17 protein-coding genes and 2 pseudogenes are annotated in these 20,703 nt (G+C 57.3%); 4 read left to right on the top strand and 15 right to left on the bottom strand.

Features of this window, described 5'->3' with window-relative positions; all coding sequences use genetic code 11:
• Positions 1–18: 18 nt before the first annotated feature.
• From GSQ82_RS06070 to GSQ82_RS06120, 11 genes and pseudogenes are all read right to left on the bottom strand, one after another.
• Positions 19–2,268, bottom strand: coding sequence for a xanthine dehydrogenase family protein molybdopterin-binding subunit (locus GSQ82_RS06070; protein WP_158791176.1), 2,250 nt, complete (start codon positions 2,266–2,268; stop codon positions 19–21).
• Positions 2,268–3,287 (bottom strand): xanthine dehydrogenase family protein subunit M, encoded by a 1,020-nt coding sequence (locus GSQ82_RS06075; RefSeq protein ID WP_158791178.1) that lies wholly within the window; start codon positions 3,285–3,287, stop codon positions 2,268–2,270. The genes GSQ82_RS06070 and GSQ82_RS06075 overlap by 1 nt, the downstream gene beginning before the upstream one ends.
• Positions 3,284–4,015, bottom strand: a complete 732-nt coding sequence (locus GSQ82_RS06080) for a 2Fe-2S iron-sulfur cluster-binding protein (RefSeq protein WP_254061451.1) — start codon at positions 4,013–4,015, stop codon at positions 3,284–3,286. The genes GSQ82_RS06075 and GSQ82_RS06080 overlap by 4 nt, the downstream gene beginning before the upstream one ends.
• A 416-nt stretch (positions 4,016–4,431) precedes the next feature.
• Positions 4,432–4,626: pseudogene (locus GSQ82_RS25580) on the bottom strand (NADP-dependent oxidoreductase); the annotation flags it as partial.
• A 104-nt stretch (positions 4,627–4,730) separates the two neighbouring features.
• Complete coding sequence (locus GSQ82_RS06090) at positions 4,731–5,048, bottom strand: NIPSNAP family protein (RefSeq protein ID WP_158791184.1); 318 nt, start codon at positions 5,046–5,048, stop codon at positions 4,731–4,733.
• A gap of 598 nt (positions 5,049–5,646) precedes the next feature.
• A complete protein-coding gene (locus GSQ82_RS06095) occupies positions 5,647–6,264 on the bottom strand; it encodes a hypothetical protein (protein ID WP_158791186.1) in 618 nt (205 codons plus the stop codon).
• Between the two features lie 336 nt (positions 6,265–6,600).
• Positions 6,601–6,813, bottom strand: coding sequence for a hypothetical protein (locus tag GSQ82_RS06100; protein ID WP_158791187.1), 213 nt, complete (start codon positions 6,811–6,813; stop codon positions 6,601–6,603).
• 31 nt (positions 6,814–6,844) lie between these two features.
• Positions 6,845–7,618, bottom strand: coding sequence for a hypothetical protein (locus tag GSQ82_RS06105; protein WP_158791189.1), 774 nt, complete (start codon positions 7,616–7,618; stop codon positions 6,845–6,847).
• A 31-nt stretch (positions 7,619–7,649) separates the two neighbouring features.
• Positions 7,650–8,225 (bottom strand): outer membrane protein, encoded by a 576-nt coding sequence (locus GSQ82_RS06110; RefSeq protein ID WP_158791191.1) that lies wholly within the window; start codon positions 8,223–8,225, stop codon positions 7,650–7,652.
• Between the two features lie 10 nt (positions 8,226–8,235).
• Complete coding sequence (locus GSQ82_RS06115) at positions 8,236–11,754, bottom strand: choice-of-anchor D domain-containing protein (RefSeq protein WP_158791193.1); 3,519 nt, start codon at positions 11,752–11,754, stop codon at positions 8,236–8,238.
• Complete coding sequence (locus GSQ82_RS06120) at positions 11,754–12,053, bottom strand: hypothetical protein (RefSeq protein ID WP_158791195.1); 300 nt, start codon at positions 12,051–12,053, stop codon at positions 11,754–11,756. Before GSQ82_RS06120 ends, GSQ82_RS06115 begins: the two co-directional genes overlap by 1 nt.
• A 185-nt stretch (positions 12,054–12,238) precedes the next feature.
• On the opposite strand from GSQ82_RS06120, the gene GSQ82_RS06125 reads away from it, so the two are divergent.
• Entirely contained in the window at positions 12,239–14,608 is a 2,370-nt protein-coding gene (locus GSQ82_RS06125) for a winged helix-turn-helix domain-containing protein (protein ID WP_158791197.1), read from the top strand.
• 1,072 nt (positions 14,609–15,680) lie between these two features.
• Here GSQ82_RS06125 and GSQ82_RS25585 read toward each other — a convergent pair.
• From GSQ82_RS25585 to GSQ82_RS06140, 3 genes and pseudogenes are all read right to left on the bottom strand, one after another.
• Complete coding sequence (locus tag GSQ82_RS25585; protein ID WP_158791199.1) at positions 15,681–16,064, bottom strand: tyrosine-type recombinase/integrase; 384 nt, start codon at positions 16,062–16,064, stop codon at positions 15,681–15,683.
• 112 nt (positions 16,065–16,176) lie between these two features.
• Positions 16,177–16,404: pseudogene (locus tag GSQ82_RS25590) on the bottom strand (hypothetical protein); the annotation flags it as partial.
• Between the two features lie 329 nt (positions 16,405–16,733).
• The gene (locus GSQ82_RS06140) at positions 16,734–17,687 is read right to left on the bottom strand and encodes an alpha/beta fold hydrolase (protein ID WP_158791203.1); all 954 of its coding nucleotides are present in this window, start codon (positions 17,685–17,687) and stop codon (positions 16,734–16,736) included.
• A gap of 207 nt (positions 17,688–17,894) precedes the next feature.
• On the opposite strand from GSQ82_RS06140, the gene leuB reads away from it, so the two are divergent.
• The 3 genes from leuB (at position 17,895) to GSQ82_RS06150 (ending at position 19,618) form a co-directional block, all read left to right on the top strand.
• Entirely contained in the window at positions 17,895–19,031 is a 1,137-nt protein-coding gene (gene leuB, locus GSQ82_RS06145) for a 3-isopropylmalate dehydrogenase (protein ID WP_158791205.1), read from the top strand.
• A gap of 38 nt (positions 19,032–19,069) precedes the next feature.
• Entirely contained in the window at positions 19,070–19,201 is a 132-nt protein-coding gene (locus GSQ82_RS25330; protein WP_256370052.1) for a hypothetical protein, read from the top strand.
• Positions 19,202–19,354: 153 nt separating this feature from the next.
• On the top strand, positions 19,355–19,618 hold the full coding sequence (locus GSQ82_RS06150; RefSeq protein ID WP_158791207.1) for a hypothetical protein: 264 nt from the start codon (positions 19,355–19,357) through the stop codon (positions 19,616–19,618).
• Here the strand turns inward: GSQ82_RS06150 and GSQ82_RS06155 are convergent.
• On the bottom strand, positions 19,615–20,397 hold the full coding sequence (locus tag GSQ82_RS06155; RefSeq protein WP_158791209.1) for an SDR family NAD(P)-dependent oxidoreductase: 783 nt from the start codon (positions 20,395–20,397) through the stop codon (positions 19,615–19,617). The two genes, GSQ82_RS06150 and GSQ82_RS06155, sit on opposite strands and share 4 nt — an antisense overlap.
• Positions 20,398–20,703 lie beyond the last annotated feature (306 nt).

Below are 20,703 nucleotides of genomic sequence, written 5' to 3' on the forward strand. Positions count from 1 at the left end.
TTTCTTATTATTGTGGGTTCAACCCGCGAGGAGCTTGTCCGGCGTAATTGGGTATTCCCGAACACGCTTACCTGTTGCGTTATAGATTGCGTTTGCGATGGCAGCTGCAGTCCCGGTAATTCCGATCTCGCCGATGCCCCGCGATCCGACTGGATTGAATTTAAGATCAGGAATGCCGATGACGCTGACATCCAACACTCCTACATCTGCGTTCACTGGCACATGGTACTCGGCAAGACTCGCGTTAACAATCCGTCCAGTAGAAGCATCCACGATGCCGTCTTCATGCGTGGCAAAGCTGATGCCCCATGTCATCCCTCCCATCAACTGGTTCAGGCCAGTCTTCTCATTGAGAAGGACGCCAATGTCATATACGCCGACGATGCGGCGGACTTTCACCATATGGGTGTGAGGATCGACAGCCACCTCAGCGAAAACAGCACCCCAAGACTGCGTGCTCATTGCGTCCTTCGCCTCGCTGGGCTCCGCTTGTCCCTGCGCTTCGACCGGCTGGTTCTTATTCCGTGCAATGAGTTCGACGAGGCCGTCCGACTTGGCGGGCTGCGACTTCGAGATGAGCCGGCCTTCTTTCACGTCACAATCAGCGGCCTGCAGACCATGCATTGGCGAAGCAGCGTCGTTGACGGCGAGATCGATAAGCTTTAACTTCAACTGTGTCGTCGCATCCTGAATCGCAGGCAGCACCGACGCAGATGATTGGGAACCACCCGAAACCGGGGCCTTCGGCAGGGTCGAATCACCTAACTTGACTTCGACCATCTTCGGATCGAGACCGAGTCCGGCGGCAGCCTGCTGTGCCATGATCGTGTAGGTTCCCGTGCCGAGGTCTTGTGTTCCGCTTGCGACGTACATGCGACCACCGGGCAAGAGCCGGACGGTGGCTTGCGCGGCGCTCCTGTTCGCGGGATAGGTGGCCGTCGCCATGCCGTGGCCGATGAGCCACTTGCCGTCACTGCGTTGGCCAGGCGTCATGTTGCGCGACGCCCAGCCGAACTCTTCAGATCCCTTGCTGTAGCACTCACGAAGATGTTTGCTCGACCAAGGACGCCCCTCGTGGCTCGGATCTGTTTCGGCATAATTCTTCAGGCGAAGTTCGATCGGGTCCATCTTCAGCTTCTCGGCAAGTTCATCGAGGGCAATCTCCAGAACCGCAGTGCCGGGGGCCTCTCCGGGAGCACGCATGAACGTCGAAATGCCGAGGTTCGCTTCCACCACCTTCGCCGAGACTGAACTCGCCCCACTCTGATACAGGTTCTTGGCTGGTCCTTCTGCGTGTTCAACAAAGTCTTCCAGCACGGACGCGTTCATGACGGTGTCATGCTGAATGCCCAACAACGTGCCGTCGTGCGCGGCGGCGAGACGGATGTGATTGATCGTCGAAGGGCGTGCGCCTACGGGACCAAACATCTGCTCCCGGTCGAGCGACAGCTTAACCGGTCGGTTGACGACCTTTGCAGCCATAGCGCACAGCGGTACATGAGACCACATCGACCCTTTCGAGCCGAAGCCGCCACCAACCAATGGATCGATCACCCGCACGTTGTCGACGGGAATATTCATTGCCTTGGCCAGTGACATCTTGACGCCTGAGATGTACTGCGTCGCATCGTATACCGTCAGCTTGTCGCCCTGCCACCATGCGATGGTTGCGTGCGTTTCCATTGGGTTGTGAAACTGGATGGGAGTGATATAGGTATTGTCTACCGTGACGGCGGCCTTGGCGAACGCTGCATCGATGTCTCCACGATGATTGCCCGCGGGCTCTTTGCCTGGATTCTTCGGCCAACGAGCTTCGCTCAGTCGCTTCTCCCATTGGAGCTTCGCTGGTTGGAGGGCGTAGCTGATCTTCAGCATCGCTGCTGCAACCTTCGCTTCGTTGAGACTCTGCCCAATCACGACAGCAATCGGCTGACCGTTGTAGGAGATGTTAGCGTCCTGCAACAGCGTGAGATTGCGGCGAGCAGGCGGCTGCGGTGGCCCTTGGCTTAGCTTGGGTGCGTTGAATGGAGTGATGACCGCGAGCACTCCCGGAGCTCGGCTCGCCGTTGCCGAATCGATCGATTTCACGCTGCCGCTCGGAATCGTAGCCCGCACAAGGAACGCGTAGACTAGTTCCGTCTTCGAAAACGATTCGGAAAACTCTGCCGCGTAACGGGCTTTGCCTGTGACTTTGGCGATGCCTTCGTACCGATGATCGAGCTGCTTGAATGGCTTGGATGCCTGTTCCTGATCCTGAGCTATCGACATTATGCGACCTCCGAAGTGCCCTGCGCGGCAACTGTGAGGGCGCGAACGACGCCCTGTTTCGCAAGTTCTATTTTGAAACGGTTATGTTCGTAACCGTGCGCACCGTGGAGGAGAATGTCGGCGGCGTGAGCAAAGTTCTCAGGGCTGGCCAATTGGCCCGCGAGTGCCTTCTCAGCTTCTGGGATACGCCACGGCTTGTGCGCGACTCCGCCCATTGCTAAACCCGCGGAACGAATCGTTGTGCCTTCCATCTCTAAGCCCGCAGCGACGGAGATGAGCGCGAATGCATAACTGTTGCGATCTCGCGCCTTGAGATAAAAAGCGTTCTTCGCGAACTTTGCGGACGGGAGCGTCACGGCGGTGATTAACTCACCTTCTCGAAGGGTCGTATCGCGGCTAGGATCATTGCCGGGAAGGCGATGAAACTCCGCAAACGGGATGGTGCGCCTACCGCCTCGGCCTTCCACCTCAACCGTGGCTTGCAACGCAGCCATCGCCACGCACATATCCGAGGGATGGGTAGCGATGCACGTCTCACCGCTGGTCGGCCCCTTATCGGTCTGTCCCAGGATGGCGTGAATGCGGTTATAGCCTTCGAGTGCCGCACAGCCCGAGCCCGGAGCGCGCTTGTTACAAGCGGAGAAGGAAATATCGTTGAAGTAGTAGCAGCGCGTCCGCTGCATGAGATTGCCGCCCGTACTCGCCATATTCCGCAACTGCGGCGACGCGCCACTGAGCAGCGCTTGCGAGAGCAAGGGATAATTCGTTCGCACGAGAGGGTGGTTGGCTAGATCGCTATTCCGCACCATCGCGCCAATCGAGATTCCGCCGCCATCGATCTGGCTAATTTCTGTAAGGGCGAGGTGATTGATATCGACAAGAGTGACCGGCTGCTCCACTTGGTACTTCATCAGATCGACAAGGTTCGTTCCGCCAGCGAGGAATTGAGTCCCCCGCGCCCTGGCAGCTTCCAGCGCCTGCGCATTCGAAGTGGCGCGACTGTATGCGAAGCTCTTCATGCGGAGGCTCCTTTCGATGCAGCGCGTACCGCAGCCACAATATTCGGATACGCCCCGCAACGGCAGATATTGCCGCTCATGCGCTCGCGAATCTCATCATCGGTTAGCTCTGGCTGGTCGTTCTTGCCGCTGTGCCAACTGACGATAGATAATTCGCCTTTCTGCTGCTCGGTGATTGCCGCAGTGGCAGAGATGATCTGGCCCGGAGTGCAATAACCGCATTGATAGCCGTCGTGCATCAGAAACGCGGCTTGGACCGCACTCAGGTCTTCGATCGCCTTTGGATCGGAAGTTTTGGCAAGCCCTTCGATGGTAGTGATCTCGGCACCTTCGGAGACGAAAGCCAGCGTGAGACAGCTATTGACGCGACGACCGTCGATCAAAACAGTACAAGCACCGCATTGACCGTGGTCGCACCCTTTCTTGGTACCAGTCATGTCCATGTGTTCGCGCAGGGCATCGAGAAGAGACGTACGCGAGTCGAGCGAGAGGGTTTGCGGCTTCCCGTTAACCTTGAGGGTAACCGTTGCGTTGTGCGTGGCCTCCTGCGCTTCGATGAATCCTGGCATTCCGAAAGCCAGCGAAGCAGCAAGGGCGGAAGATGCTTGAATGAAGCGCCGACGGCTTATTTCGGACAGAAGCCCGTGGCGCTCCAGCTCTTCGATTTCCTCTGCAGACTCTGCGTTTAGCTCGGATGCGCAGATTCTTGGTTCAAGGACGTCCGTCAACACCTCCGTATTGTCCGCGTGCGGTTGACTCGGCGAGGGCTTGTTGGTAAACGGGGTCATGCGAATACCTCTTCTTAAGACTACGGTAAGTAGTGTGATGGAGCCTGTACGCTAATTCGATGCTGAGTTGGCGGTCCTCGTTGTGAACGAGCGTTTCAAATCCAATATTGAGGTGCCGTTCCTTGTGCCGGACCGTTCGAAAGTGACTATCTAGAACCCGATTTCTCTTAAGTACGACGAAACGAGGATCTTGCGAGGCAAGATCGATGTGTCATCTGTGCTTCACGGAATTTTTCCGTTGGCCGTACTTCCAGACAATGACGATCAACGGCATGTTGAGAGCGCACCATGACGCGGCATCCCAGATACCGTCGCCCGGCAAGGCCGATAGCAATCCACAAAATGTCACCGTAGCGAGGAGGCAAGTAGCTCTCATAGTCACGCATTCGCCCACGCATGTAGGGGTCGACCGACATCCACAGATTGTGGACACGGACCTGCCGGTCAGCAAGAGGCGCGAGCGCCACCTCGGCTACCTGGAAGTTGTCCATCGCCGTGGCTCCGGAAGGACGCTTTGCCAACCGAATTTCCTTACTTACTAGCTTCGTCATCTCTCCCTGTATGTCAACCGTTGCCTTCGCAATGCCGTTGCTGTGAAGGCCGACTCTATGGGGGGGCGGCGTGTCCTCACGTTCTAGAAGCAGCTTGTCGGAATTCATCCGGAGATTTCTATGGGCCGCAGGAACTTGCTCTGCTGTCGTTGCAGGATCTCGCTCTTACCAAGATCGTTGGTCACATAGTTCCGCCAAGCGGGGTCGCTATTGAGTGCCGCCTGCTGACGTTCCATATCGGCAAAATCGTCAAAGCGCCAAAGATGAACGAACTCATTCATCTCACCAGTGATGGACGCCCAGTAGCCTACCGGCTCACCGAGATGCTGCAACAGAATAGGAATTGCAACTTTCTTATGAAGCTCGATGTATTCCGCGAATCGGCCTGACTTGACGGTGAATGTGCGAAGATCGTAAACCATGCTCGATGCTCCTTAGGTTGTTGTCTTGCTTCGGGACCACCCCAGGGCGGCTCCATGCAGTGACTCCTGCCCGCCGACTCGGTTCCAACCGGGTTAGTTGGGCAACGCGGAGAAGTGGTTAAGAGACTACCGACGAGGTAAGAAGCGCTGTTGCGACAGCCACTGTCCAAACAGTTCCGGCCAAACGCGCTCCTCCTGTTAAGGAACGACAACGTTATCTTGAGATGCTGGATGCAAAGTTCCAATTGCGCGAAGCGCAAATTCATCTACTACGCCAAACCAGCCAACTCGAAAGAGTTGGATTCAATCTGTAGTGTCGGCTCACTGAATGAAAGGCTGAAGTCCTTCTGAGAACACTTGCAACGGAAGCGAGAGGAGAAAGCGATGTTAGACAGAGACACTTCAAGGACTCCACACGGCGCCTTCATTCCAACTCGGCTACCTATGGGCTCATGGGCCACTACCCCGACCATACGTCGAGTGATGCAGGGGAACTGCAAACACTAACCATTGTTGAGTCACCCTTCAGCATGTCAATCCTCATTCATGATTCATGCAAATTTAGTGCAATTCGCGAGGCGGACGGATCTTTTTGACATCAAGGATGGTGCTGAGCCCAAAGCGCAATGTGCTGCGAGAGTTGAGTCTTGATGATGAAGTCGGAGACCGGATCAGACGCCCAGAAGAGGAAGCCGCCGATCACTGTCACCGCAAGTGGTCTCTTGTGGGTAGCGAGATCGAAGAGGAAGAGCGCGACAATCATTCCAAGCGGGATAGCCCCGATGAGGAATGGGTAGTGAACCATCAGAGGAAATGTCATCCGAGGGTGAGCCATCACAGGAAATGCCATCCGGGAGAGTGCCGGAGGCAGAAGCATGGCGTTCGCGATGAGCATCAGGCGTTTGTGCACGATGCGGTTTTTCCGCTTCCACACAGCGACTGCGACAAAAGCGCCGAAGATGACGATGCCGAAAACATTACCGATCAGAAAGGACGTTGGTGTAAAGATAGACGGGAGTTGCACGCCGCGTCGAAGTGTCCCAAACGGCGTCAGAACGCCAAGGACCACCATTAAGCCTGCGATGACTGCGCCGACCATCCCGAGCTTGCGATGGAGCCGAACATTTCCAGCCGAGACGAGACTGGATTGGACAACGAACAGGATGATCCAGGACGAGAAAACGGCCCCATGCAAGTGGACGAGCAAACTGGGCAAGTGCGAGAACGCTGCTCCTCTCAGGAAATAACTGGAAGCGAATCCCATGAAGACGATCGCCAGCATGATAACTGACATAGTAGTGAAGAAGATGTCGTCAGCTCGTTTCCTGGTGTGCGCGCTCGGGTGCGAAGTGCTCCTGATGCCTGCTTGCTCTTTCAGCAATACGTTTTCCATAGTCTCTCTCCAAGTCTTTTGTTATGAAACGCTATTTCAAGGACAGATCTTTCTAAGAGCCGACGGAGGACTCGCTGCTTCTAGAGGAGCGGCGAGAATGCCTATGAGGATGAGTGCAGGATCGCATAAGTTGGACCTCATTGCTTAGCTATAAAAGGTTCAGTGACTGTGCGACAGAAGCGTGCGGATCAGCGGAGCAACGGTCTGCTCTGCTGCGTAGAGTCCCCACGCCAACGGCAGCAAGACGATGGCCCAGGCCAGGAGCAACTTGGAGCGAGATGTTCGCTTTGCGTGCAGTAAGGAGGAGGGCTGTTCGTCTGTGCCAGAGGCGACTCGTTCGTTGAGCATCGGAACGCTGCTTATCTTTATCATGGTCACCCTCTTCCGAGGCTGCAAGGCAGCTTCAACGTTGCAGCTCGAATACGGTTGTTTTGTTTCCGGTGTCGACCAAGGCTCGGCCGCGCTGGAGCGTGAGCGTCATGCGATGACCGCCGATGATGACGGTGTAAATGCCGCTCTCGGCGTCGAAGGCTGCCCATGTACCAGTGCCGCCATTCGAGGCGAGTATCTTGCCGTTGGCAAGGAACTTGACGGCTCCAAGCGCGGGTTCGCCCGAAAACATTAGCTTCTGGGCATAGGTGCCGACGATCGGGTCAGGGCCGGCGGAGGCGTTGCCGAAGGAGACGTTGCCGGTGACGACGATGATGTACGGAGTCGTCTGCCGCACGAGTTTGCTATTGACCGGAGAGACGCCTACCAGAACGCGTGTGCGCTGGGTAACGGAGCCCTCGTAGACGACGCCCGTGGGGCCATCTTTATGGGTTATAAGAGATCCGGCGGTCTTGGGATTGAAGACGGCAGCGAAGCTGGGCTTGCTGCCCACGTCGAAGCCTTCCTGCGCACCACTGAAGGTCCAGGCGACGCGGAACTTGCCGGGCTCGGCGTAGAAGTAGTAATAGTGATCGCCGACAAAGCTGTCGATGAGCACCTGGTTGTTGCCCTGATGCAAAGGTGCGGGAGCGTCCAGTTTGAGCGATTGGGCAGCGGCCGAGCGCATGTTGAGCAGAGTGCAGGCCAGAACACCGGCCAGAGCAATGCGTGCAAGCAAGGAACGATAACGCATTCCAGGGATTGCGAGTGCGGCCATGGGTAGAACTGCACGGCGATCGATCTTCATTGTCGACTCCTGAGTGAGACTCTCTGAGCAGTCACCGTTTTCCGAAGTGATAGGCTGCACCAGCGCTGATCCGAAGGTTGTTTTGGTGGTCATCTGCCTTGTTGTCAAAGGTAGTAACGAAGTAGTCGATCTGCGCAACGCGTAGTGTGATCGCGCGACTTATGTTGAACTCAACGCCTCCGCCCAGAGTCGAGCCAAAGACCGTTGACGAAGAGGCTCCGCCCGAGTTCGCCGGAGCCAGTCCTCCAGTTGCGCGCACCGCACCCAGCAGCACCTGACCGTACGGAACAAAGCGAGCATGCGGTCTGCGGTAGTAGAAGCGCGGCCCGCCCAGATACGAAGTCAGCGTCAGGTCAAGACCGGTGCCATCTACGTTCCCGGCATGCACTGCTCCGACCTCGATCACCGCGGCGAACTGCGGACCGAAATGATACGCATACGATCCGCTGCCGCCATTCATCGAAAAGCATCCGCATCCAGCCGGTGGTGCATTGGTGCGTACGTAGGTGTAATCCAGCGCGATCTCGTTGGATGGCTGAGTCTGCGCCATCAGGTTGACGGACGCAATCGACAGGAGCAAGAGGGAAAGAAGTGAACGCATGGTCATAGGTCCTCGTTTACTGCACGGTCAGCGTGACTGTGGTGGAGTGGGTGTCCGATCCGCTGGTACCGGTCACAGTGATGGTGTAAGTTTTGGCCGACGATGGCAGCGCGAAGCCGGCGCCGCAGCCTATCGTTGACGCCGTGATACCAAGCAAGGCCACGAGGCATGCAAGATTCGTGAAGACTCCCCAGCCTCTCTTCCCGGACCGGAATCTCTTGCCCGGGAAAAGCAACAGCAAGGCTGCAAAGACAGGCGCTGTGAAAGGCCAGGCTGAAAGATTGCCTCTTCCTGCTACCTGTTGAACTGCTGTCTGGACGATCATCGTCGCCTGAGCGCCAGAGCCTCCGGGTGTGACCGAAGTGGGTGAAAAGGTGACAGTCGCTCCCGGCGGAAGACCGTTGGCCGTGAGCGCTACCGCCTGGGCAAAGGAGCCGCCCGTCGAGGCAACTAACACGCTGTATGTGGCGCTGCTTCCCGAGACGACGCTTTGGGAAGCAGGCGTCGCGGTTACGGTAAAGTCGGCAGGCGCTACAGCGGCACCGGTGCCGGTCAGGGAGCTGGTTTGTGTCCCGACAGCGTCGGTGACAGAGAGTGCCGCGGTGAAGGTTCCGGCAGAGGTGGGCGCGAAGGTAACCGCAACGGTGCAGGAGCCTCCGGCGGCCAGCGTCGTCCCGCAGGTATCGGCACCGAGTTGGAACGAAGACGCGTTCGCCCCCGTGATGCTTACCGAGGAGATCGACAGTGCAGCGTTGCCTGCATTAGCCAGTGTGAACGTCTGGGCTGCGCTGCTGCTTCCAGTTGTCACGGTGTTGAAGTTCGCAGAGGCGGCGGTGAGTGCGGCCTGCGGAGCTGTTGTGACAGAGGCGACGCCGGTACCCGTCAGCGCTGAGGTCTGCGTTCCCACCTGATCGACGACGGTGAGCGTCGCCGAGGATGGGCCTGCGGTGGTGGGCGAGAAGACGACGAGGATCTGGCAGGTACTTCCTGGCGGAAGTGCGGGTAGGTCACGTGGGCTCGATCCGCCGCGTTTAGTCGCTCGGCTACGCGCCGGTCTTGCGGCTTCTGTGCCGCCGGTGGCACAGCTGTCGTTGACTACGATGAAGTTGTCCGGATTCGCACCGCCGAGTGAGATCGATGTAATGGCCAGCGTGGCGTTGCCTGCATTCGAGAGCATGAAGGTTTGCGCGGAGCTTGCGGCGCCTGTCGTTATGCTGCCGAAGTCGGCGGTTGTGGGGGACAGTGACGCCTGCGGGGCAGAGGTTGTTACGGCGTTGCCGTTTCCGGAGAGGACTACGGTCAAGGGTGATGCAGGATTGTCGAGGTCATGAATCGAGTAGGTGGAGGTGAGTGCGCCCGCGCTCTGCGGCGTGAAGGTGAAGGTGACGGTGCAGGTGCCTCCGTTGGGCTGGATGATGCCGCAGTTGTTCGTCGTCTGGGTGAAGTCAACCGCGTCCGTCAGCGATCCGGTGCTGAGATAGATTGACTTGCCGGTGTTGTTGGTGATGATAGAGGTAAGTGTGGAGCCGGTGCTGCCTACTGGAGTCGGGGTAAATGTCTGCGTTGCGGGTGCGATGGCAAGCGTTCCGTTGGTCGGGAGGGGGTTTGCGTCGCCGAATAGATCGATCGTCTGTGTGGCATAGGGGGTGAGCGCATTTAGACTATTGTCCGTCAGCGCAATCGAACCGGTGATTTGGCCACTACCACTGGCTGGTTCGAATTCCACCGTGAGTCCGCAGCTGCTTCCTTGCGCCAACGTCCCGGCTGAGGAAGATGGCACTATAGAGGGGCACTGCCCGTCGTTGCCGGTGAAGAACGTGAAGCCCGCGGAGACACTCGCATTTGACCCGGTCGCAGGCGGCGGCAGAGCCAGTGGAGCGTTGCCGATGTTTGAGACGACCACCTCTAGCGGACCGTCAGTCGTGTCGGTCGAACCGACGAGAGTGGACGTGGGAAAGTTCAACCCGGCTCTGGTGACATTCACCGTGCGTACCAGATTGTTCTTCGTGTCGGAGACGTAGAGATTGCCCTCGCCATCTAAGACAACCTTCTGCGGGCCGTTCAAAGAGACCTGCGTTGCTGGCAGGCCGGAAGAGCTTATCGTGCCACCGCCAGCGACGGTAGTGATGGTTCCAGTGGCCTGGTCCACTTTTCGGATGCGGTTGTTGCTGAAGTCTGCAATATATAGATCGCCGGCAGCGTCCACTGCAACGCCCATCGGCCAATTCAACTGCGCGCTGGTTGCAGGTCCGCCGTCGCCTCCGTATCCGCCGCCGAGTGCGTTGTTGCCTGCAACGGTGTGAATGATGCCGTCCGTCGTTACTTCGCGTACGACGTGGTGCCCGGAATCCCCGATGAACAGATCGCCCGCAGCATCGACGGTGATGGAATCGTATGACGCATAGACTCCCTCACCGGAGAGAGCCAGGTTGGCCTGGGTAGCTGGTCCACCATCACCGCTGTAGACCGGCGAGTCTTGACCGGTAGTCGCTGGATTACCCGCAACCGTAGTAATGATCCCCGAAGTATCTACCTTACGGATCAGGTTATTGTCATGATCTTCGATATACAGATTGCCCTGCAGATCGAGCGCGAGACCTTCTGGATAGTTCAGGCTGGCCTGCGTGGCCGGGCCATTGTCTCCGCTATAGCCCGCATTTCCATTGCCAGCGACGCTAGTGAGTATATGTGTGACGGCATCGATCCTGAAGACCTGCTGGGCCGTCTCACCTATGAAATAGACGTTGCCCGCCGGATCGACAACCACGTCGGAGGGACGATCGAACGTTGCACTGGTCGCAGGACCGCCAACGCCGCTCAAGCCTCCGGCACCCGTCCCGGCGATCACAGTGATGTTGCCGCTCGTATCGATCTTGCTGACCGTGTTGCTATTGAACGAGGCGATATAGACGTTCCCCGCGAAGTCCACTGCCCCCGCCGATGGATTGCAAGTTGGCCCCAGCAGAGCGGATCCGCTGTAGGCATTGCAGTTTGGCGCATTGACCTCACCAGCCAGCGTTGTCAGGAGTCCAGGTGTCAGCACTGCAAGCGGAGCGACACCCCGGCCGTTCAAGCCGATATTGATCTTGCCGGCGCTGGTGACTGCCTGCAGCGGCACGGCACGCTGGCCGGGATATGCAGGACTGAAAGTGATTGGTACAGTGCAGATGGTCCCCGCTGCATTCGAGGTTGTACCGTCTACGGCGCAGCCGGTGACCGTGCCGACCGTGTACTCCTGCTTGTTGCCCTGCGAGACAGGCACGGTGAAGCCGCTGATGGTCTCGGCAGAGGTTGTCTTCAGAAGAATATTCTGCGGTGCGCTGCTGCTGGCAACATTCGTTGCAGGTAAGGCGATCGGGCCGTTCACCGCAACCAACTGGGCATGCAATGGCTTCCATGACAACAGGAGCATGACCATCAGCCCTGGAAGGTGCAAAGGCTTCCATGCCTTCACAAGGCCGTAACGGAGAGAACGGAAGTACTGGCGAGATATGCAGCGCGAGATCAGAGGGATTCCGGGGATTGACGACGGCATCAGAGGTTCTCCTTGAGTTCTTCAAACGATCTTTGGCATATCCGAAGTTGACCGGCCGGGGAGACCTGCAGGTGCAGGCCGGATTGCTGGAGCGCGCGACGGATGCGGTCTGTGGTGGCTGGGACCTCACCATCCATCTGCGCAACGATGGTGATCAAGGGACTACCGCAAGTGGGACAGACCGTCGGTGTATTTGGCGCGCCCGGTTCGCTGTCTTGAACGTGGGGCATTGAGCCCGCAACCGTGATGGTTACCTCGCGGTGCTGATACTCAATCGAGATCCGCGTCGTTCTTTTCATAGCGTCCTTGGTGGAGCGGGATCGTTGTTTCAGATCCTGGGAGTCAGCGTTGCTATACTGTGCTCGTCTGGATTCCCTAAAAATTCCGAGTCCGCTTCCCTCGGTGCAACCAGTTCTCCCACGGCCGCCGAATTGGCGTCCTCAAGTCCGGCTCAATCGCCCCTCAATTGAGGCTCAATCGGCCCATGTCCTTTATTTCGAATGGTGTAGTGAAGTTTGAAGACTATGAAATTGATCGCGCCCGATGGCAGTTGAGCTGGCGCGATGAACCTCTGACGCTCAATCGGAAGACATTTGACCTGCTTCTTTACCTGGTGGATCACGCCGACCGGGTGGTTGGGAAGGACGAACTTCTGCGTACGCTCTGGCCGGAGTCGTTTGTCGAAGAAAGCAACCTGACCCAGCACATCTTCCTGCTCCGTAAAGCCCTCTCCCGGCACGAATCCGGAACGAAAATCATCGAGACCGTCCCTGGGCGCGGTTATCGCTTTGCAGCCGTCATCAAGGAGCCTCAGCCGGCTGCGGATCGGATGGTCATCAGCGCCAGCGAATCCATCACCCGGATCACCCTTGAAGAAGAAGTGGACACATCGGAGCAGGCCCCCCAGGGGCTCGAAGTCGTCCAGCCGCTGCTGTCCACTCCCCCTGGAAAGCGTCGTACCTATTGGATAGCCGGTGGATCTGTCGTCGCCATGGTGCTTTGCGTCGCAGGCTGGTTCGGTTGGCAAAGGTGGCTCGACCGCTCCAGTTCGCAGCCCGTCCAGGTCATCCTCATGCCGCTTGACGGCACGACTGGCGACCCCGTGCTCGACCGCTCCCTCGTCGATGCCCTGCGCATTGACCTCTCGCAGAGCCCCTTCGTCTCTGTAGTCCCGGCTACCGCCGTCCAGTCCACGCTCACCCAGATGCACAAGGCCGATGAGCCCATGACCGAGGCCGTCGCGCGGGAGGTCTGCGAGCGCACCAACAGCCAGGCCGTGCTCGCCGGCAAGATCGCCAGGGTCGGCAGAGAGTTTCTCCTCACCGAACAGGCCAGCAGTTGCGTCGACGGCTCTGTCATCGGGGCCGCCAAACGCGAGGTCGAAAGCACCGAACATCTCCCTCGCGAGATCGATGGCCTGGCCGAAAGCCTGCGGCAGAAGCTGGGCGAGTCCCGCAGAAGCATCGCCCGCTTCAGCACGCCGCTCTTCTCCGCCGACACCGCTTCGCTCGACGCACTCAAGGCCTACAGCCGCGCCTCCTACGACTCCGAACGCGGCAAGCGGACCGAAGCCATCGAGCTGCTCAAGCAGGCCATCGCCTTCGACCCTAACTTCGCCACGGCGTACTTCGACCTCTCAACAAACTATCGCGCCTCGGGCGACCATGAGGCCGAGCTAGCCGCCATGCAGAAGGCGTATAACCTCCGCAGCTACGTCAGCAAGGCTGTGCAGTTCGCCATCGTGGCTCGCTACAACACCCTGGTCACCGGAGACCTCTTCGCGGCGGAGCGCAACCTGCAGAGCTGGACCGAGATCTATCCCCGCAACGCCACCGCATGGAACAATCTCTCCACCGTACAACACGAGCTCGGCCGCGTCTCCGAAGCCGTCTCCTCCAGCGAGAGAGCTCTGGAGCTCATGCCGTCCAACCAGGCGATGTACGTCAACCTCGCGGTCAGACAGTTGCATGCCGACAATCCAACCGCGGCCCGCTCCACCCTCGACCGGGCTATCGCCAAAGGCCTGGATGGAGACCGCGTGCGCAACTTCTATATGGAGATCGCCTACTACCAGCGGGACGTCGCGCTCATGCAGACTCAGATCGCCTGGAGCGCGGCCCACACTAACTCCCCATTTTTCTTCCTTACTCAGGCCCAGATTGCGTCAGCGGAGGGCCGGCTGGCAGACGAACAAAGGCTTCTTGGCAAAGCAGCCGCTCTCTACCGCACCCAGGGTCTGGCTGATGTCGCCGACAGTAACTCCAGAATCGTGGTGGTCGGGCTCATTGAATCAGGACAAAGAGAAGCCGGCGAAAAGCTCTTCCATAGCCTGCCCCCAGATCCCGCAGACCCCTGGTATCTGCTCGGTCTCGCCTACACCGGCGATCACCAGGGTGGGCTAGCCGGCCTCAAGGCGATGCAGGCGAAGTATCCGAAGGGAACTCTGGTCAACCTCTTCTGGGCTCCCTATATTGAGGCCGAGATCTATCTGGCCGGCCATAGGCCGAAGGACGCCGTCACCGTTCTCGAGCCTACCCGCGCTCTCGATGGCAGAGACCTCTTTCTGCCCACACTTCGCGGCGACACCTTCCTCGCCGCCGGCGAGCCTCTACGCGCGGAGAAGGAGTATCGCGAGGTTCTCGCCCGCCCGTCCCTCGAACCCATCTCCGCAAACATCCCACTCGCCTGGCTTGGCCTGGGTCGCGCCCTGGCCGCTCAGGGAAACCGCCCCCCCGCTATCGAGGCTTATAAGCACTTCCTGACGCTGTGGGCACACGCTGATCCCGATGCCATGTACCTGAAGCAAGCCAAACAAGAGTTCGCTACCCTGCAAACAGCTACGTTGGCCAAATAGGCGGCCTAAGGCCAAAGCAGAATGCCTTTCCTGCCCTGGCTTCGCGGCAACGCCTATCTAGCCGTCGACCAGCCCGCCCTTGCAGAAAAGGACATCCGCAATGCTTGTGACACATCCTGACGCAGGCTCTACCTCTTCCGCCATTACTCTTTCCCCGCTCGGCATCGATCGCGTTGGCCGCACAGAGCAATCGCGCCTCTGCCATTGATACCTACCAACATTTCTTCACTCTCTGGGCGCATGCCGATCCAGACGCGAAGTTTATGCAACAAGCCAGGAAGGAGTTTGCGGCCCTTCAATCACCCCCAATTTGTGCTTATTTACGACCCAGCAAACGAATTCGATGAGAGCCCTGAACTCCGTTCAAAGCGTAAGGGCCCAGGATGATAGCTTTTGATGACTTTCGACCACCTTCGTCCAGATGCTAACGCTGACAATTTTATGACTCTTCGTCGCGTGACTGCCCTCCCACTTGCAGGCTGCGGCCCATCACCACAGAGGATGTTCTGGAAGTGCAAGGTACTGGGACAGTTGGCTTCGAAGAGACAGGCGAGGTGTTATCGTCACCAGCGACACCGAGTGAACGTCGCCCAGCAACGAAATGTGGCCTCTGTTTACTAATAAGGTCGAAGATTCAGAGGTCCTGAAGAGGTCCAATAAGGGGAAAAATGCGTGTGAAACGTCGTATAGGGTGCGGTCCGTACCACGTAGTTTCAATGAGTTGCGTTATGTTGCCGTAATGGCATGGAAGAGGTCATGGGTTCGATTCCGACCGTCATCAACGGGAATAGCAGGGAAGAGCAAAGGCGGCCGATGTGTTGAGATCTGGAGATGTGACTTGAATTCGGCAGAACGATTCACAGTCGCAAAAATCTTAGAACAGGACCGATCTGCCAGCGTTGAGCTTTATTTGACTGAAGTTGGTTGCAGTTCGTGCCGATTTGAGTGGGCTTCCCATTAGGAAATCTGGGAACAATCAAGGAACATTCTGGGAACAATTAGGATTTTCATCCATTGCTTTCCGCTCAAAAGTGCTTTGTTTTGTTTAGCTAAGTTGCTGAAAATACATCGATCAGCATTTTCGCAACGAGGAGGTCAGCGGTTCGATCCCGCTCAGCTCCACCAAAGAATCAATCACATGCGGCATAGGTATTGAACTTGACGGCACTTTTGTGTCGTTACTTGTGTCGTAACCCTTCGATGTGCTCCCCGCATTACCCTTTTTCCCTCTTCCCATGGTGAGTGCATCCAGCGCGTCTCGCTTTGCTTCCAGTCGGACGTGCGAGTAGTGAGCGAGCATCTTTTTTGAGACGTGCCCGGCAATCGACATGATCGTTTGGTCACTCGCCTTAGACTCGGCTAGTTCCGTGATGGCTTGGTGGCGTAGATCATGGAAACGGAAGCCATCGAAGGGGCTCTTGAGGCCAGAGATATTCTCCCCGCACCCCGTACACATCTCGCCGGGGTTCTGGAGCAGTCTGCATCCGCCACATTGGATTGCCCGCGTTAGTCTCCTCCAAGCCGTGCGCCAACTCTTGATGCCGCGTGTAGGGTCGAAATGAGCCGTTTCACAGGCAGAGAAAAGGGAAATGACTCGGCTCAATCGCTCCCAGAGCCTCTGAACGCCTGTAAAGCTCAAGAATCACCGCCCAGGCATCTGCATTCAAGGGGATTACGCGCTCCCCGGCCTCTGTCTTGCTCTTCCGCACCGCGAGCGAGCGTCCGATCATATCAACGTCCCGCCAACGCATGTCTTTCATCTCGCAGCCACGCATTGTTGTGTTCAGTGCGAGCCGTGCGGCACAAGCAACGGTTTCCCTTTAAGAAATCTGGAACAATCAAGGAACATTCCGGGAACAATTAGGATTTTCATCCGTTGCTTTCCGCGTAAAAGTGCTTTGTTTTGTGTTGTTAAGTTCCTGAAAATAAGTTCCTAAGCGTTTTCGCAACGAGGAGGTCAGCGGTTCGATCCCGCTCAGCCCAATAAATCAAGGATTGCGAGCCGGACACTTCAGTGTTTGGCATTTTTGTGTCGTGGTTTGTTCGCAGTCTTTCATCCTGAGCTATAAGTGGCTGACAACGACGAAGATTTATCGACTGCGTTGGTTGGCTGTGGTCTACGAAGCTACTGCTTGGAAGGTGGATGATTGACGGTCTCGCCTTGAACAAAGGCTATGAGTTCTGTCGTGAAGCGCACGGGGCGTTCCCAATGCAATGCATGTCCGGTTTCGGGGTAGGCCGAAAATTGGGTATGTGGGATGGTGCGGACAAGCGTGTCTTGATCTGCACGGGTGAAGATGGAATCCTTTTCACCCCAGAGGATGAGTGTGGGGACGTGAATCTTCTTTAGCTCTTCGGCGGAGTCTTGGTGGCTTTGGGCGAGGCCGTGCCATGTGGATGCGGGGACTCTTTCAGCTTCGGCCACCCAGATCTCGAAGTTCTGCGCGGGAACGGGATGGTAGATGGTGCTTGCCTGGAAGTCGCGGGCAAAGGTGTATGGGATGGGATCGGTCATCGAGCTGAATGCACTGAAGATCGACGATTGCGTACTGGATGGCTTGGTCAGGCCGGGACCGGAGCCGATGAGGACCAGGCGATCGAGGTGATTAGTGTCCAACTCAGCTACTTTTTGTGCGACGAAGCTGCCGAGGGAGTGTCCCACCAGGGTCGCGTGATGAATGTTCTTCTGATCGAGGAAGTCCAGGATATCGCCCGCGAGGTCTAGGGCGTTGTAGCCGGTCTCGGGATGGTCCGATAGTCCGTGGCCGCGCAGTGTGATGGCGTAGACACAATACTTTTTGGGGATGAGTGGAAAGACTCGGTCGTACGAATGCCATGAGTCGCCAGCGCCATGGAGCAGGACGAGAACAGGACCGTTGGGGTCTCCCTGCTGGACGTAGTTGAGCGTGAGTCCGGTCTTGGTCTTGAAGAGTAAGGATGTGAGGACGACTTGAGGGTCGCTCCATTCCGTCTTGAGAGCATCGGCGTCTGGTGTATGCTGCGCGTTTGGGCTTTGCGCTATGAGTGGAGACATGGCGACAATGAGAGTTGAGAGTGCGAGGACGAAAACAGAAGACATACGGCGCTTAACCGGGTGAGAGGTGTGCATCAAGAAGTCCCTTCCATGTTGTTGCCGTTTGTGGAGATGGTATGGATTGACCTCGGCTCTTACCATCGACCCATTGGTTTATGCGAATGTAACAGGTATTGGTGACTGTTTTTAAAATCAAATCTTAAATGCCTTTTGTGAGACCCTTGCAGGAATCTGTGTTTGGAGGCGGTGTCGATGATCGGGAAGCAGCAATTTAGACTTCTGGTTTTACCAGGCGATGGCATAGGGCCGGAGGTAATGCGCGAGGCACTTCGCGTTGTGGAATGGATAGGACAGTATGCAGAGGTGGAGTTTACGATCCGTCATGCGTTGGCTGGAGGTGCGGCTATTGATGCTTATGGAACGCCGATGCTGGATGAGACGATTGAGCAGGCGATGCATGCGGATGCGGTTTTGTTTGGGGCGGTGGGGGGTCCACGCTGGGAGAAGCTGGGTTTTGATCTTCGGCCCGAGTTGGCGATTCTGCGGCTGCGGCGCGAGCTTTCGCTCTTCGCGAATCTACGGCCTGTGACTGTTTTCGATCCGTTGATCGAGGCGAGCACGATCAAGCCGGAGGTGATACGAAACCTCGATCTTATGATCGTGCGCGAGTGTATGGGCGGTCTCTACTTCGGGGAGCCGCGCGGTATCGAGACGATGCAGGACGGACAGATGCGAGGCTTCAACACGGAGACCTACTCGACCGTCGAGATAGAGCGCGTGGCTCGGGTTGCATTCGATCTTGCGCGCCATCGTCGACGTGTGGTTTGCAGCGTTGAAAAAGCTAATGTGACTGAGAGCGGATTGGTGTGGCGTCAGGTCATTAGTAAGCTGCACGAACGAGATTATGCTGATGTCGAGCTGCGGCACATGTATGCGGATAACTGTGCGATGCAGCTTGTCCGTAATCCGAAGCAGTTCGACGTCATTGTTACGGGAAATATCTTCGGCGATATTCTCTCCGATCTTGCATCGATGCTGACCGGCAGTTTAGGAATGCTTCCTTCGGCGACGATTGGAGTACCGAGGGGAGATCGTTTTGTGCCTGCGGTGTATGAGCCGATTCACGGCTCAGCTCCTGACATTGCAGGACGTGGCATCGCGAATCCGATGGCTCAGATTCTTAGCGTGGCGATGATGCTGCGGTTGTCGTTTCGGATGGAAAGGGAGGCCACGCTTGTCGAGCAGGCTTGCATCGCCGCTCTTGCGGCGGGGGCGCGTACGGCCGATCTCGCGGCTGCAGGAGAGAAGGCGTTGTCCACTTGGGAGATGGGCGATGCGGTCCTCCATCAGTTGGAAGAGACGGCAGGAAAGCGCCAATTGACGGCGTGATTCAGTACTCTGTTTTGTCAATCAGCCGGAGGGCGTGTATGCTGCATTTCATGTTGAAAGAAGTTTTTGCCGCTTATCATCGCGCGAAGTTGACGGGCCGTCTAGGATCGCCTGCGGGCATCGCTGCGCGAATTATTAAGGCCGCGACGATTGAATATGGCGGTACCTGACGTTCAGACAGATCTGAATTGAAGCCGCCACAGCGAAAGCTCTGGCGGCTTTTTTCATGCAACGGACTCGAAATCGCACCCACCAATGCCAAGAGGACAACAGCCATGGAATGGATCTACAAGATCAGCGCGGCCGCGAGACCACGAGTCTTGATGCGGATCGCACAACTCTTCGATCAGCAACTGGTTCCGATTCGCGTGTGTCTGCTGGAAGAGCGGGGAGGTCTGCTCGACATTGCTATCACGGTCGAAGTCGAGCAGGAGCTCGCACAGAGGATCCACGCGAAGCTCTACCATCATGTGGATCTGCTGAGCGTCGATTTGGTCGCCGGACGTCTTTCAACAGCTTTGGCCGATGAAGAGAGAGGACGTCCAGCGGAGGTTGCAACGCATGTGATGGATGCAGGAGAGATTTAGAGCGGTGGGGTAAAGCGTCCGTCGATTGCAGTCCAGCCGCCATCGACGATGGTAAGGGTTCCGGTGACAAACGAACCTGCGTCGGAGGCGAGGTAGACAACTGCGCCGGCCATCTCGTGCGGTTTGGCCCATCGGCCTAATGCGCTCTTCTGTGCATAGGCGTTGTACCAATCTTTGTTTGCAGCGATCGGCGCGGTGAGTGGCGTATCGACGACGCCGGGCCCAATGGCGTTGACCCGGACACCGCTGGAAGCGAGTTCAGCTGCAAGGGTCCGGCACATCTGCAGAACGCCGGCTTTAGTTGCGGCGTAGACGCCCTGGCCTGGCTCTACCGTGATGGCGCGAATGCTGGCGAAGGCGATGATGCTCCCCTTGCCGCGCTTCTTCATATTGCGTCCCACCGCGGTGATGAGGCGGAAGGTGCCTTTCAGGTTGAGAGTGACGACGCGGTCAAACTCTTCTTCGGTCATGTCGAGGAGCTGTTTGCGCACATTGATGGCGGGGGTGCTGACCAGGACATCAAGGTCCGGCAAGGATGCGATGGCGTTGATGACTCCCTCTCGATCGCGCATGTCGAAGGCAAGAGCTTCGGCTTGGCCGCCAGCTGCCTTGATCTCATCGGCTACCTTCTGGGCCGCTTCCATGTTGAGGTCTCCGCAGAGAACATGGGCGCCGTGCGCTGCTAGTCCATGCGCGGCGGCCTCGCCGATTCCGCTGCCTGCGCCCACGACGAGCGCCTGTCTTCCGGTTAGATCAAAAAGCTTTCTGTAATCAAACAATGTTCACTCCCCTTTAGGACTAACTTCACCTTGTTTTTGCGAGACGACGAAGACTCAGGACGAAGCTGCGAAGAGCTTCGAGCCCGACAGTGATTGACTCTAACTCTTATTTTCGGATTTGCCTACGCGGTGTACCAGTTTGGATTGCAATCAGTGGCGGGTACGACTTCCATCTGTTTCCGAGATTGAGCGGACTGGTATTCAGATTGTTGACAGCTTGTTACAGCACGATGTATCTTGACTCTAAACCAAAACCCAGTAACTTCTTTGGGGCCTCAAAGTCCCGTCGTATCAGGCGTTAGCCAC

It is taken from the genome of Granulicella sp. L60 (assembly GCF_009765825.1).
In the GTDB taxonomy this organism is placed as follows: domain Bacteria; phylum Acidobacteriota; class Terriglobia; order Terriglobales; family Acidobacteriaceae; genus Edaphobacter.

Coding starts and splice junctions, on each gene's coding strand:
- leuB (WP_158791205.1), top strand. CDS start 17,895: ATGATCGGGAAGCAGCAATTTAGACTTCTGGTTTTACCAGGCGATGGC.
- GSQ82_RS06075 (WP_158791178.1), bottom strand. CDS start 3,287: ATGAAGAGCTTCGCATACAGTCGCGCCACTTCGAATGCGCAGGCGCTG.
- GSQ82_RS25330 (WP_256370052.1), top strand. CDS start 19,070: ATGCTGCATTTCATGTTGAAAGAAGTTTTTGCCGCTTATCATCGCGCG.
- GSQ82_RS06140 (WP_158791203.1), bottom strand. CDS start 17,687: ATGTCTTCTGTTTTCGTCCTCGCACTCTCAACTCTCATTGTCGCCATG.
- GSQ82_RS06110 (WP_158791191.1), bottom strand. CDS start 8,225: ATGACCATGCGTTCACTTCTTTCCCTCTTGCTCCTGTCGATTGCGTCC.
- GSQ82_RS06125 (WP_158791197.1), top strand. CDS start 12,239: ATGTCCTTTATTTCGAATGGTGTAGTGAAGTTTGAAGACTATGAAATT.
- GSQ82_RS06115 (WP_158791193.1), bottom strand. CDS start 11,754: ATGCCGTCGTCAATCCCCGGAATCCCTCTGATCTCGCGCTGCATATCT.
- GSQ82_RS06090 (WP_158791184.1), bottom strand. CDS start 5,048: ATGGTTTACGATCTTCGCACATTCACCGTCAAGTCAGGCCGATTCGCG.
- GSQ82_RS06100 (WP_158791187.1), bottom strand. CDS start 6,813: ATGATAAAGATAAGCAGCGTTCCGATGCTCAACGAACGAGTCGCCTCT.
- GSQ82_RS06150 (WP_158791207.1), top strand. CDS start 19,355: ATGCGGATCGCACAACTCTTCGATCAGCAACTGGTTCCGATTCGCGTG.
- GSQ82_RS06070 (WP_158791176.1), bottom strand. CDS start 2,268: ATGTCGATAGCTCAGGATCAGGAACAGGCATCCAAGCCATTCAAGCAG.
- GSQ82_RS06105 (WP_158791189.1), bottom strand. CDS start 7,618: ATGAAGATCGATCGCCGTGCAGTTCTACCCATGGCCGCACTCGCAATC.
- GSQ82_RS06120 (WP_158791195.1), bottom strand. CDS start 12,053: ATGAAAAGAACGACGCGGATCTCGATTGAGTATCAGCACCGCGAGGTA.
- GSQ82_RS25585 (WP_158791199.1), bottom strand. CDS start 16,064: ATGTGTACGGGGTGCGGGGAGAATATCTCTGGCCTCAAGAGCCCCTTC.